At 72.8% G+C, this 13162-nt stretch carries 10 protein-coding genes; 2 read left to right on the top strand and 8 right to left on the bottom strand.

What is annotated here, in order from left to right; translation table 11 throughout:
* Positions 1–189 precede the first annotated feature (189 nt).
* The 6 genes from GD748_RS15800 to GD748_RS15770 all read right to left on the bottom strand — a co-directional run bounded on the left by GD748_RS15800 (position 190) and on the right by GD748_RS15770 (position 8949).
* A complete protein-coding gene (locus tag GD748_RS15800) occupies positions 190–1302 on the bottom strand; it encodes a M14 family zinc carboxypeptidase (protein ID WP_152196163.1) in 1113 nt (370 codons plus the stop codon).
* A 132-nt stretch (positions 1303–1434) separates the two neighbouring features.
* A complete protein-coding gene (locus GD748_RS15790; protein WP_152196161.1) occupies positions 1435–2802 on the bottom strand; it encodes an 8-oxoguanine deaminase in 1368 nt (455 codons plus the stop codon).
* Positions 2803–2822: 20 nt separating this feature from the next.
* Entirely contained in the window at positions 2823–3734 is a 912-nt protein-coding gene (gene xdhC / locus GD748_RS15785; RefSeq protein WP_152196160.1) for a xanthine dehydrogenase accessory protein XdhC, read from the bottom strand.
* 1 nt (position 3735) lies between these two features.
* The gene (xdhB, locus tag GD748_RS15780) at positions 3736–6144 is read right to left on the bottom strand and encodes a xanthine dehydrogenase molybdopterin binding subunit (protein WP_152196159.1); all 2409 of its coding nucleotides are present in this window, start codon (positions 6142–6144) and stop codon (positions 3736–3738) included.
* Positions 6141–7646, bottom strand: coding sequence for a xanthine dehydrogenase small subunit (locus GD748_RS15775; RefSeq protein ID WP_152196158.1), 1506 nt, complete (start codon positions 7644–7646; stop codon positions 6141–6143). Before GD748_RS15775 ends, xdhB begins: the two co-directional genes overlap by 4 nt.
* A gap of 382 nt (positions 7647–8028) precedes the next feature.
* On the bottom strand, positions 8029–8949 hold the full coding sequence (locus tag GD748_RS15770) for a DNA-3-methyladenine glycosylase family protein (protein WP_152196157.1): 921 nt from the start codon (positions 8947–8949) through the stop codon (positions 8029–8031).
* Between the two features lie 71 nt (positions 8950–9020).
* On the opposite strand from GD748_RS15770, the gene GD748_RS15765 reads away from it, so the two are divergent.
* Complete coding sequence (locus GD748_RS15765; RefSeq protein ID WP_152196156.1) at positions 9021–10631, top strand: ATP-dependent DNA ligase; 1611 nt, start codon at positions 9021–9023, stop codon at positions 10629–10631.
* Positions 10632–10704: 73 nt separating this feature from the next.
* On the opposite strand, the gene GD748_RS15760 is transcribed toward GD748_RS15765, so the two are convergent.
* Together GD748_RS15760 and GD748_RS15755 are read right to left on the bottom strand one after the other, a co-directional pair.
* Positions 10705–11166 (bottom strand): anthrone oxygenase family protein, encoded by a 462-nt coding sequence (locus GD748_RS15760; RefSeq protein ID WP_152196155.1) that lies wholly within the window; start codon positions 11164–11166, stop codon positions 10705–10707.
* On the bottom strand, positions 11163–12023 hold the full coding sequence (locus GD748_RS15755) for a Rossmann-fold NAD(P)-binding domain-containing protein (protein ID WP_152196154.1): 861 nt from the start codon (positions 12021–12023) through the stop codon (positions 11163–11165). The genes GD748_RS15760 and GD748_RS15755 overlap by 4 nt, the downstream gene beginning before the upstream one ends.
* Before the next feature lie 81 nt (positions 12024–12104).
* On the opposite strand from GD748_RS15755, the gene GD748_RS15750 reads away from it, so the two are divergent.
* Complete coding sequence (locus tag GD748_RS15750; RefSeq protein ID WP_152196153.1) at positions 12105–13097, top strand: AraC family transcriptional regulator; 993 nt, start codon at positions 12105–12107, stop codon at positions 13095–13097.
* Positions 13098–13162: the final 65 nt, after the last annotated feature.

Genomic DNA, 13162 nt, shown 5'->3' with positions numbered 1-13162 from the left:
GGAGACACCCACGGGCGGCGACGTCGTTCCGCACCCCTCGGCGCCAAGCAGGGCGGGAAGCACGCACGGGCGGCGACGTCGTTCCGCACCCCTCGGCGTCGACCTGCGGACGCCGGGTGACCAGACGGGTGGACCCCGCGGCGGGAGGGAGCGCCACGGGGTCCGGGTGAGTGCGTGCTCACCGATGTCTCACTCGTGCGGGTCGGTGATGAAATCCCCCCGTTCGCGGATGTTCTCGACCGGTTCGAGGCTGGCGGTCGTCCACGAGCCGTCGGCCACGGCCTCGAGCACCGCCATGCCGGCGTTCTCGGCGGTCTTGGCGATGTAGCCGTTGGACTTGGCACCGATGTCGCCGCGCATCTCGAAGAGCACGGAGGCGGAGCCGAGGAGGCCGTAGGCGTTGCGCGCGATCCCCGGCGTCTCGGTGCTGGGGTAGCGCGTGATGTTGGCGTAGCCGTACTGGTCCAGCTCGGTCAGCATGATGCCGACGACCCGCTGGGACAGTGTCACGGTCTCGGCGAACTCCTCCGAGATCCCGAGCACGGCGGCCTCGTCCTCGGCGTTCGGCCACATGGTCGAGCCGGTGATCAGCCCACCGTCCTCGTCGACGTAGGAGCCCTGGTGGTGGAAGTCCATCACTAGCTCCGGCCGGCGCTCCTCCCAGAGCTGGCGCATCGCGATGGCCTCCGGCACCGGATTGAGGTCGTCGTCGCCCTCGAGGTACGGGTGGTCGAACGGGTTGTCGCTGTAGGAGTGGTAGCGGTTGATGTCGTACCCGCGGCCGTCGGCGTAGAACTCACACGCCAGCGTGCAGGTCGGGTCGTAGTTCTGCCGCCACGGTGTGGTGTCCCCGTCGCTGTCGACGACGTCGGCGTCGAAGCCGTCGACGTTGACACGGGGCACGATCGTGACCGTGAGGGCGTCCCGGACGGCCCGCGCCGTCGGGTTGTTGCCGCTGAGGTTGCGGACGATGCTGATCATGGCCTCGCTCACCACGAACTCGTTGCCGTGCTGGTTCGCGATGTACATGACCTGCGTCGGTCCGTCCCCGATGGTGACCACCGGGATCTCCCGGCCCGTGTTGCTCGTCTGGGGTGCCGCCTCGAGCTCGAACGCGCCCTTGGCGCGGTTCTCGATGCTCTCCAGCGTCGACCACAGCTCCTCGTAGCTGTGGATCGCCGCCAGGTTGGAGTCACCCCATGGGCCGTTGGGCTTGCTCTGCGGGTCAGCCGTCGCCGTCGACGCGATCCCGAGCGGAACCATGACGACCGCGGCCGCCAGGGCGATGAGCCTTCGTTTCATGCCAAACCTCCGGATTGTCCTTCGTCTGGATGAGCACGCGCGGCGCACGCTACCGGAGCGCCAAAGATGTGCAACCGGTAGCAGGGGCGCACCGGTCCGGCGGCTCTCGACCCGGGCGGGGATGGGGGCCCGTCAGGCGCCGGCGACCATCCGGCGGGCGGCGGCCGAGTGCTCGGCGACCAGCGCGGGCACGTCGAGCCCCTCGACAGCACCGTCGACGACGCGCCAGCTCCCCGCCACCATGACCCGGTCCGCCCGGTCGGCCCCGCAGAGCAGGAGCGCGGCCAGCGGGTCGTGGCTGCCGGAGAAGCGCAGGTCGTCGAGGCGGAAGAGCGCGAGATCGGCCTGCTTCCCGACGGCGATCTCGCCGAGGTCGTCGCGCCCGAGCGCGCGGGCCGAGCCCGCGCTCCCCCACCGCAGCGCCCGTTCCGGGGAGATCTCCGCGCCGTAGCGCAGCCGTTGGACGTACAGCGCCTGCCGGGCCTCGAGGATCAGGTTCGACCCGTCGTTGGAGGCGGACCCGTCCACGCCGAGCCCGACGGCGGCCCCTGCGTCCTCGAGCTCGACGGCGCGGCACGTGCCGGACGCCAGCCGCATGTTCGACGACGGGCAGTGCGCCACCCCCACGCCGGCCGCGCCGAGGCGGGCGATCTCGCCGTCGTCGAAGTGGATGCCGTGCGCCAGCCAGGTGCGCGGGCTCAGCCAGCCGACGGACTCCAGGTAGTCGACGGTGCGCATGCCGAACCGCTCGAGGCAGAAGTCCTCCTCGTCGAGCGTCTCGGCGAGGTGGGTGTGCAGGCGCACGTCGTTGCGCTCGGCGAGCTCTGCGCTCTCGCGCATGATCTCCCGGGTCACCGAGAACGGTGAGCAGGGTGCCAGGGCGATCTGGATCTGCGCGCCGGGGCCGCGCTGGTGGTGGGTGTCGATGAGTCGCTGGCTGTCGGCCAGGATCGTCTCGGCGTCCTGGACCACCTCCTGCGGCGGGAGCCCGCCGTCGTCCTGGCCCAGCGTCATCGACCCGCGGGTGAGCACGGCCCGCATGCCCAGACGCCGGGTGGCCTCGACCTGGATGTCGATCGCGTCGTCCAGGCCGCCGGGGAAGAGGTAGTGGTGGTCGGCGGCGGTGGTGCAGCCCGAGAGCAGCAGCTCGGCGAGCGCGACGGTGGTGGCGAGCTCGAGGTCCCGCGGCCGCAGCCGCGCCCAGACCGGGTAGAGGTTGACCAGCCAGGGGAAGAGCTCGACGCTGACCACCGGCGACCAGGCCCGGGTGAGGGTCTGGTAGAAGTGGTGATGGGTGTTGATCAGGCCCGGGATCACCACGTGCTCGCGTGCGTCGTAGACCTCCTCGCACGGTGTGGCCGGCTCCTCGCCCGCGCCGAGGACCTCGGTGATGACGCCGTTCTGAGCGACGATGCCGCCCGCAGCGTCGACGCCGTCAGGCGTGAGGACCGCCAGCGGGTTCTTGATCCAGAGCCGGGTGCTGTCCCCCGGTGCGCTCACACCTGCCGTTTCCGGCGCGCTCAACGCAGACCCGCCGGCGTCTGTCCGTGCGGCGCGGTCGTGGCTGTGCCTGGGGTCGGTGCGGTCGTCGCGCGACCGTCGGCGGGCGTGCTCGTCCGGATGGCCGAGGTCGCGGCCGTGCGCTCGAGGGTGCGCAGCAGGTCTGCCGCGACGCTGACGGCGATCACGGCGGGCGCCTTGCCCGTGATCTCGGGCAGCCCGATCGGGCAGGTGATCGTCTCGACGGCCGCCTCCTCGTGGCCGCCCTCGAGCAGCCGCTTGCGGAAGCGGAGCCACTTGGCCCGGGAGCCGATGAGGCCGACGGAGCCGAGGTCGCCGCGGTTGAGGGCGGCGTCGCACAGCACCATGTCCTCGGCGTGGTCGTGCGTCATGACGAAGACGTGGGCGCCGGCCGGGAGGGTCCGCAGCACGACCTCCGGGGCCGGCGCGTGGTGGACCTCGACGTCCGCGGAGCCGCTCGTGACGTCCGCGAGGCGGCCGGTGTCGAGCTGGTCGCCCCGGGAGTCCACCAGGTGCACCCGCAGCGGCAGCCGCGAGAGGATCCGGGCGAGCTCGTACCCGACGTGCCCGACGCCGAACACGGCGACCGTGGCGCGGGTGCGCACCGGCTCGAGCAGCACCGACACCTCGCCGCCGCAGCACTGGCGCCCGTGCCGGTTGTCGGCGTGCTCGTTGAGCGCCATCTGAAGCTCCTCCGGCACGGCCTGGCCGCCGGCGAGGATCGCCCGGGCCCGGTCGATCACCGTGGCCTCGAGGTTGCCGCCGCCGATGGTGTCCCAGACGTCGTAGGTACCGACGACCATCTTCGCCCCGGCCTCCCGGGGGGCGTGCCCGCGCACGGCGGTGACGGTGACGAGCACACCCGGCACGCCGTCGGCCCGCAGGTGGTGGAGGGCGTCGAGCCAGTCCATGTCAGCTCCCCACGGGTGCGGGCGCCGGTCGAGCCTGCCCGTCGCCCGCCGTCGCGCCCACCGGCGCCGGCGCCGCCGCGGCGGCCTGCCGGGACGTCTCGACCGCCCAGAAGACCGCCTCGGGGGTGGCCGGGCTCGCCAGCTCCACCGCACGGCCTGCCGGACCGAAGGCAGCGACGGCGTCGCGCAGGGCCTCCCGGACGCTGAAGGCGAGCATGAGAGGCGGCTCGCCGACGGCCTTGGAGCCGTAGACCACCCCGTCCTCCGTGGCGTGCTCGAAGAGGTGGACGTTGAGCTCCTCCGGCATCTCCGAGAAGCTCGGCAGCTTGTAGGTGCTGGCGGCCTGCGTGGCCAGCCGACCCCGGTTCGGGCCGTCGCTGGTGTCCCAGCGCAGGTCCTCGAGGGTGAGCCAGCCGGCGCCCTGGACGAAGCCGCCCTCAATCTGCCCGAGGTCGACCAGCGGAGAGAGGCTGTCGCCGACGTCGTGGATGATGTCGGTGCGCAGGAACCGGTAGGCACCGGTGAAGCCGTCGACCTCGACCTCGGAGACCGCGGCGCCGTACGCGAAGTACTTGAACGGCTCGCCCTGCATCCTCTTCCCGTCCCAATGGATGCCCTCGGTGCGGTAGTACCCGGCGGCGAAGAGCGAGACGCGCTGGAAGTAGGCGTCGTTGACCAGGTCGGACCAGGCGATGCCGTCGTCGTGGAAGCCGATGCCGGTGATCACGCCGTCGACGAAGCGCACGTCGTCGGGGTGGATGTTGAGCTTGCCGGCCGCGACCTCGGCGAGCCGGTCGCGGATCTGGTCGCAGGCGTTCTTCACCGCACCGCCGTTGAGGTCGGCGCCAGAGCTCGCTGCCGTGGCGGAGGTGTTCGGGACCTTGTCGGTGCGGGTCGGGGCGAGGCGGACGTAGTGCAGCGGCACGCCCAGGGCGGTGGCGGCGACCTGGCGCATCTTGGTGTGCAGGCCCTGCCCCATCTCGGTGCCGCCGTGGTTGATCAGGACCGAACCGTCCTTGTAGACGTGGACGAGCGCACCGGCCTGGTTGAAGGCGGTGAGGTTGAAGGAGATGCCGAACTTCACCGGCGTCATCGCCAGGCCGCGCTTGGTGTGCGGGTGGGCGGCGTTGAAGGCGTCGACCTCCGCGCGGCGGGCGTCGACCTCGGCCCGCTCGTGGAGCTGGCCCCAGATGGCGTGGAGACGCTCGGCGTGGCGGACGGGCTGGCCGTAGTGGGTGCTCTGCCCGTCGGTGTAGAGGTTGCGACGGCGCAGCTCGCCGGGATCGATCCCGAGCAGCGGTGCGCACCGGCCGAGGATGTCCTCGATGACGAGCATGCCCTGGGGCCCGCCGAAGCCGCGGAACGCCGTCTGGGACGTCTTGTTGGTCTTGGCGATCTGGCCGTGCACCTCGACGTCGGGCACGAAGTAGGAGTTGTCGATGTGGCACATGGCCCGGGTCAGGACCGGCTCCGACAGGTCGAGGCTCCAGCCGCCGTCGGACGTGATGGTGGTCCGCAGGGCGTGCAGGCGCCCGTCGTCGTCGAAGCCGACCTCCCAGGTGGCGTGGAAGGGGTGGCGCTTGCCGGTCATGGTGATGTCCTGCGTGCGGTTCAGGCGCAGCCGCACCGGGCGGCCGGTCAGGACCGCGCCGAGGGCGGCGACGGCGGCGAGCCCGTGGGGCTGCATCTCCTTGCCGCCGAACCCGCCGCCCATGCGCAGGCACTGCACGGTGACCTCGTGGCTGTGCAGGCCGAGGACGTGGGCGATGATCTCCTGGGTCTCCGAGGGGTGCTGCGTGCTGGACTGCACGAAGACCTGGCCGGACTCGTCCACGTGCGCCAGGGCGGCGTGCGTCTCGATGTAGAAGTGCTCCTGGCCGCCGAACTCGATCTCGCCCGAGAAGCGGTGGGCCGAGCGCGCGAGGCCGGCGTCGACGTCGCCCCGGCTGATGGTGGGCCGGTTGCCCTGGAAGCTCTCCGCCTCGATGGCCTCGGTGAGGGTGAGCAGCGAGGGCAGCTCGGCGTACTCGACCTCGACGGCCTCGGCGCCCCGGCGGGCCGCGTCGAGGGTCTCGCCGAGCACCCAGCACACGGCGTGGCCGTAGAACATGACCTCGCTGGGGAAGAGCGGCTCGTCGTGCTTGATCCCGGCGTCGTTCACGCCCGGGACGTCGGCGGCCGTGAGCACGCGCACCACGCCGGGCACCTGCAGGGCGGGCTCGGTGCACAGGGCGGTGACCTCTGCGTGGGCGTGCGTGGCCTGGACGGGCCAGGCGTGCAGCACGTTCTGGCTGCGCCCGACGAGGTCGTCGGTGTACAGCGCGGTGCCCGTGGCGTGCAGGGCGGCGCTCTCGTGGGAGACCGTCGTCCCCACGGAGGGGTTGACGGGGCGCTCGGACAGGAATCTCATCGGGCCACCTCCAGAGCGGGCGTGTTCTCGGCGTAGAGCTTCAGCAGCGCCTGGCCGAGCATGGCGCTGCGGTAGCGGGCGCTGGCCCGGTGGTCGTCGATCGGCGTGCCCTCGTGGGCCAGCGCGGCGGCCGCTGCCTCGGCGCTCTCGCGGGTCCAGGGCCTGCCGGTCAGCAGCTCCTCGGTGGCGCGGGCACGGATCGGGGTGGCGGCCACCCCGCCGACGCCGATCCGGGCCTGGGTGACGGTGTCGCCGTCGAGGCGCAGCGCGACGGCGACGGCGACCGAGGAGATGTCGTCGAAGCGGCGCTTGGCGATCTTGTAGAACGCGGCGGTCTCGGCCAGCGGCAGCGGGATGCGGACCGCACGGATGATCTCGCCCGCCGCCCGGACGCTCTCCCGGTAACCGGTGAAGTACTCCGCCAGGGGCACCTCGCGCTCCCCGCCGGCCGAGGCGAGGACGAGGGACGCGTCCAGGGCGAGGAGGACGGGGGCTGCGTCGCCGATCGGGGACCCGGTCGCGAGGTTGCCGCCGAGGGTGGCGCCGTTGCGGATGAGTCGGGAGGCGAACTGCGGGAACAGCTGGGCGAGGAGCGGCACCCGGCCGTCGAGGGCGCGCTCGATCTCGGTCAGGGTCAGCGCCGCGCCGAGCTCGATGCGGTCCTCGGTGGTCTCCAGGTGGCGCAGCGGTGCCAGCCGGTCGATCGCGACGACGAGCGGCGGGCGCGCGTGGCGGATGTTCCGTTCCACGCCGGCGTCGGTGGCGCCGGCGACCAGCACGGCGTCGGGGGTCTGCTCCAGCAGCTCGAAGAGCTCCTCGAGGCTGCCCGGGCGGACGAACTCGCCACCGTCGGCGCTGAGGCGGGTGTGCCGCGGGGCGGGGGCGGGCTGGTCCTGCCGGCGGGCGAGGGCGTCGTCGCCGGCGGGGCTGCCGAGGGCGTAGGCGGCGTCGCGGATGGGGCGGTAGCCCGTGCAGCGGCACAGGTTCCCGCTGAGGGCGTGCAGGTCGAACCCGTTGGGCCCGGTCTCGTGGTCGGCCGCGTGCTCCTCCCCGACGGCGGAGGTGCCGGTGGCGTCCGGTGCGCTGGACTCGGCGGGGCGGCGCTCCGGCCGGTAGTACTCGGCCGCCATGGAGCAGACGAAGCCGGGCGTGCAGTAGCCGCACTGCGACCCGCCGCGGTCCGCCATCTGCCGCTGGACCGGGTGGAGGTCCTCGACGGCGCACGCGCCGGGGGCGGTGCCGAGTCCCTCCGCGGTGACGATCTCCTGGCCGTCGAAGGCCAGGGCCGGCGGCAGGCAGGCGTTGACCGAGGTCCACCGGGTGCGGTCGGGGCCGTCGGGGCGGGCCACCAGGACGGCGCAGGCGCCGCACTCCCCCTCGGCGCAGCCCTCCTTGGCTCCGGTCAGGCCCTCACCGCGCAACCAGTCCAGGAGGCTGGTGTGGGGACCGGCGCCGGTCCCGGTGCGGACCTTGCCGTTGACCGTCATCTCGATGGGGTCCATCGCTCACGCTCCTCAACCCGTCTGCCCCGCTGCATCAGACCGTCCCCGCGCGCTGCGCAGACCGGTGCCGCGGGTGCATGGTTCAAGGACTGGAACGGGCCGCTGGTTATCCATGCGAACAGCAGCTCCGCTGTGACCCCGACCATACTCGGCTCGGGTACGTGGAATCCACCTCTTCGGAAGTGTGTTTCCGCATGGCGGAGTTCGATAGGCCGCTCACCGTGCGAATTCCGAGTCCACCGTCTGGGCGCGGCCGGACGCCGCACCCAGACCGCACACCGTGGACGAGCACGCATCCTGCGGCATGCGTCCTCATCCACCGCATGCGTGTTCGCCATCTACCGTCGAGAACAGGAGGGGGCGGCCAGCGGGTGTCGAACACTCAGGCGGGCAGGTGTGCGCGCACCGGCATCCGCGGCCCGCGGCGTGGTCGGCCCAGCCCGGCGAGGACCACCAGGCGCTGCACCCGGTAGCGGTGCGGACGGAACGGCTCGAGCAGCTCGGCGAGGCCGGCGTCGTCGACGGGCGTGCCGGTCAGCACCCAGCCGATGTCCTTGGCGACGTGGTAGTCGCCGAAGCTCACGGCGTCCGCGTCGCCGTGCGCGCGGGCCCGCACCTCGGCGCTGGTCCAGACCCCGATGCCGGGAAGGGAGCGCAGCCGGCGGTCCGCCTCGTCGTGGTCGACCGTCATAGTGCGTTCGAGCGCCGGGGCGACGCGCGCCGCCTGGATCAGCGTGCGCGAGCGCGCGGGTGTCACGGGCAGGTGCAGCCACTCCCACGAGGGGATCTGGGCCAGCACCTCAGAGGCCGGCTGCACCCAGACACCACGCTCGAGGCCGGCCCCGGGCGCACGTTCGCCGAAGCGGTGCACGAGACGCCGGAACCCTAGGTAGGCCTCGGCACCGGTGACCTTCTGCTCGATGATCGCCGGTACCAGCGCCTCCATGACCAGCCCCGTGCGTGCCACGCGCCAGTGCGGGTGCCGCCGGTGCAGCCGCTCGACCACCGGGTGGCGCTCGGCGGCGAAGCCGGTGGGGTCGTCGTCGGCACCCAGCATGGCCGGCACCGAGTCGAGGACCCAGTCGGCGCCGTCGCCCCAGGCGGTCGCGTGCACCTCGCCGGCGGTCGGACGGCTCTCGAGCCGCAGGGTCGCCGGCCCGACCGGGGTGCGGACACCGCGCCACAGGACGCCGTCGGGATCGCGCCGGTAGGTCGGGTCGCCCGGGCCCTTGCGCACCACGGAGAGCACCTGGTCGACGGGGCACGGCCAGCCCGGCCGCCACGTCCGCTCGGCTGCCTTCACCTCATCAGGGTAGGTGCCGGAGCGTCACCACTCCTGAGGCGCCCGCCCGGTGACGCCTGCACAATCGTGCCGTGCTCCTCGCCGACGTCGTCGCGACCTCCGCCGCCGTGGCGGCCACCCGCTCGCGCCTGACCAAGCGCGCCCTCCTCGCCGACGCCCTCCGCGCTGCTGCGGGCGGCGGCCCCACGGAGGCGGGAGCCAGCCCGACGGATGCGGCGGGCGCCCCGACGGAAGATGCGGACCGACCCGCGGAGGCAGACACGGGATCCGAGGAGGTCGAGGTCGTCGCCTCCTACCTCTCCGGACGGCCACGTCAGCGCAGGACGGGTGTGGGCTGGCGCAGTCTCGCCCAGCTTCCGCAAGCCGCCCCGTCGCCGGTCCTGACACCGACGGCGGTCGACGCCGCCCTCGAGGAGCTCGGGACGCTCGCCGGTTCCGGCTCGCAGGCGGCGCGCGCGTCTGCCGTCGCAGCACTCTTCGGCGCCGCAACGACCGACGAGCAGCACTTCCTGCGCGCCCTCATCCTCGGCGAGCTACGGCAGGGCGCGCTCGACTCGCTCCTGCTCGACGCGATCGCCGAGGCCGCGCAGGTGCCGGTCAAGGCCGTGCGCCGGGCAGCGATGTTCAGCGCCCTGACCGGCCCCATCGCCCGCGCGGCGCTGACCGGAGGTGTCGAGGCGCTGGAGCACTTCCGCCTGGAGGTCGGCCGCCCCGTCCGCCCGATGCTCGCCGCGACGGCCCCGGACGTCGACGCCGCCCTGGAGAAGGTCGGCTCTCACGTTGCCGCGGACGGCAAGATCGACGGGATCCGCATCCAGGTGCACCGCTCCGGCGACGACGTCACCGTGTTCACCAGATCGCTGGACGACATCACCGGCCGGGTGCCCGAGGTCGTCGAGACGGTCCGCACGCTCGGGCCGGACGATCTGGTGCTCGACGGCGAGGCGATCGCGCTCGGGCCGGACGGACGCCCGCGCCCCTTCCAGGAGACGGGGTCGCGCACCATGAGCCGCGACGGTGCGTCACTGCGCGAGGCGGTGCCGCTGACGGCGTACTTCTTCGACCTCCTGCACCTCGACGGACGGGATCTGATCGACTCCCCCGCCACCGACCGGTTCGCCGCGCTCGAGGGGGTCGTACCCATGGCGTCGCTGGTGCCCCGCCGGATCACGGCGGACCCGGCCGAGGTGCAGACCTTCTTCGCCGAGATGCTTGCCGCAGGCCACGAGGGCCTCGTGCTGAAGAACCTGGAGAGCCCCTACGACGCCGGCCGGCGCGGCTCGGCGTGGGTCAAGGTCAAGCCGCGCCACACCCTCGACCTGGTGGTCCTCGCGGTCGAGTGGGGCAGCGGCCGCCGGCAGGGCCTGCTGTCGAACATCCACCTCGGCGCCCGCGACGGCGACGGCTTCGTCATGCTGGGCAAGACGTTCAAGGGTATGACCGACGAGATGCTCACCTGGCAGACCGACCGGTTCCTCGAGCTCGAGACCGGGCGAGAGGGGCACGTCGTCCACGTCCGCCCCGAGCAGGTGGTCGAGATCGCGTTCGGCGGCATCCAGCGCTCCACCCGCTACCCGGGCGGGATGGCGCTGCGCTTCGCCCGGGTGCTGCGCTACCGGGACGACAAGTCGGCGGCCGAGGCCGACACGGTCGAGACTGTGCGCTCCCTGGCCGGCGCCTGAGCACGACCACATCCCGGGGCGCCGCGTCGAGCGCGTCTCCGACGCCGTAGTCCCGGCCGGTGCGCAAGGCCGTTCACCGGCCGAGAGCGGCGGTGAGCGCTGTGGCCGCGACCAGCGCAGCAACCGTGCGTACGCGGTTGGCCCGCCCCCACCGGCTGACGTAGTCCGCCCACACGCTCGCGTCACGCTGCGCGCCCAGGGCGTCGTTGAGCGGCACGTCGCGCACGATCGTCGTTCCCACCGTGCCGAGGAGGTACGCACCGGCGCCGCCGGCGAGGAGTGCTGCCCGGACGCCGTCGTCCGACCGTGCGGCGAGGACGACGACTCCGGCGGACAGCGCCGCCGTGCCGAACAGCGCGATCATGAGGCCGGGCCGCACGGCCGAGACGTTGACCGAGCGCATGGCCTCCGCGCCTCGGCCCGCCGGCAGCGCGGCGAGCCCGTGCAGGACGAAGGCGTCGAAGGCGAAGAACACCCCGCCGACCGTCGCGCTCCCGATCGCCGTCGCTGCGACGAGCACGCTCTCCCCGGTCATCGCACGACCGCCGCTCGCCGCGTCCACGTTCCCTCGGCCGCGGCCCGTGCGGCGAAGACGGCGAAGTCGGTGGCCGGGCGCCCCAGTGCCTGCTCGACCCCGTCGGTCACGCTCTCGTTGCGTCCGTCGAGCACCTCGGTGAACAGGTAAGCCATCAGCTCGGTCTCCTCGACCGAGGCGCCTGCGGCGGTCGCCCCGGCCACGTACTCCTCGAGCGGGACGGTGCGAGCACGCACCTCGATTCCGGCCGCCTGCGCGATCTCGTCGGCCGCATCGGCGAAGCTGAGCAGCCGGGGACCCGTGACGTCGTAGAGCTCCCCCGCATGTCCGTCCTCGGTCAGGGCCGCCACGACGACGTCCGCGATGTCCTCGATGTCCACGAACGGCTCGCGCACGTTCCCGACCGGCAGAGCCAGCTCGCCGGCCAGGACTGCGTCGAGGAGGAAGCTCTCGCTGAAGTTCTGCGCGAACCAGCTGGCCCGCACCACCGTGACGGCGGCTCCCGCACCGGCCTGCCGGACGAGGGTCTCGGCGTGCTCGGCCTCGGCCTCCCCGCGGCCAGAGAGCAGCACCAGACGCTCGGCTCCTGCCGACACGGCGGCGGCGGCCACAGCAGCGACGGTCGCCGCGGCACCTGGCACCGCGAGATCTGGGTGACAGCAGAGGTAGACCGCCCTGACGCCGTCGAGCACCGGATCCCAGGTCCTGCTGTCATTCCAGTCGAACGGCGGCTCGCCTGAGCGGGAACCGACCCGAGCGGGCACGCCGCGCGCGGTGAGGCGGTCCATGACGCGGCGACCGGTGTGGCCCGTCCCGCCGAGGACCAGCGTGGGTAAGGAGTCTGTGGTGGTGTCCATGTGACCATTCCAGCGGTGCCGGGCGAGACGCTCCATGGTTGAGACGCTCGGATACATACGCGATCGTCTACGTTGGGTGTCGTGGACTCCGTCGTTGGCATGCTGGACGGCCCGCACGCCCGAGGTGCGTTCGTGCTGCGCTCTGTCATGCGGCCACCGTGGTCGCTCCGGATCCAGGACCGAGCACCGCTCACCGTCGTGGCGATGGTGGACGGCACCGCGCACCTGCAGCCCGACTCCGGCCCAGCCGTCGTGCTGCATCCCGGAGACGTCGCCGTGCTGCGCGGCCCGGACGCCTACACGATCGCCGACAGTCCTGCCACGAGCCCGCAGGCTGTCATCCACCCGGGCCAGCGGTGCACGACGGTGGACGGCGAGGAGCTCACGGACATCGCGGCCCTGGGTGTGCGCACGTGGGGCAACGATCCCTCCGGGCCCGTCGTGATGCTCACCGGCACCTACCAGCAGCACCACGAGCTCGGTCGTCACCTCGTCGCCGCGCTGCCGCCCCTGCTGACGCTCCGCGCGGACGAGTGGGACCAGCCTCTCGTCACCCTGATCGCCCGTGAGGCGATGCTGGACCGCCCCGGGCAGGAGGCGGTGCTCGACCGCCTCCTCGACCTGCTCCTCGTCGCCGCGCTGCGTGCCTGGTTCGACCACCGGGCCGATGAGCCCGGTTGGTATCGCGCCACCAGCGACCCAGTCGTCGGCCGGGCGCTGCGACTCATGCAGAACGCCCCCGCCCGACCGTGGACCGTGGCGAACCTCGCCGCCGAGACCGGGGTCTCCCGCGCGGCGTTCGCCCGACGATTCGTGGAGCTGGCCGGTCAGCCACCGATGGCGTTCCTGACCACCTGGCGCCTCGACCTCGCCGCGGACCTCCTGACCGACCCGGCGATGACGGTGGCCTCCGTCGCGAGCCAGGTCGGCTACTCGAGCCCGTTCGCCCTGAGCGCGGCGTTCAAGCGGGTCCGGGGCGTCAGCCCGCAGCAGCACCGTAGCGGCACGACCACATCGAGAACACTGTCCACGGCGACGGCGGGGGCGACAGCGACGGCGCCAGAGAGCCGGTGAGCGGACATCGGGCCGTATCGCTCCCGATCCCGCCCGGTCGTCCGCCGCCGTCAGCCGAGATCAGG

Source organism: Georgenia subflava (assembly GCF_009193155.1).
Taxonomy (GTDB): Bacteria; Actinomycetota; Actinomycetes; order Actinomycetales; family Actinomycetaceae; genus Georgenia; species Georgenia subflava.
This window is presented reverse-complemented; position numbering and strand designations above follow the sequence as displayed.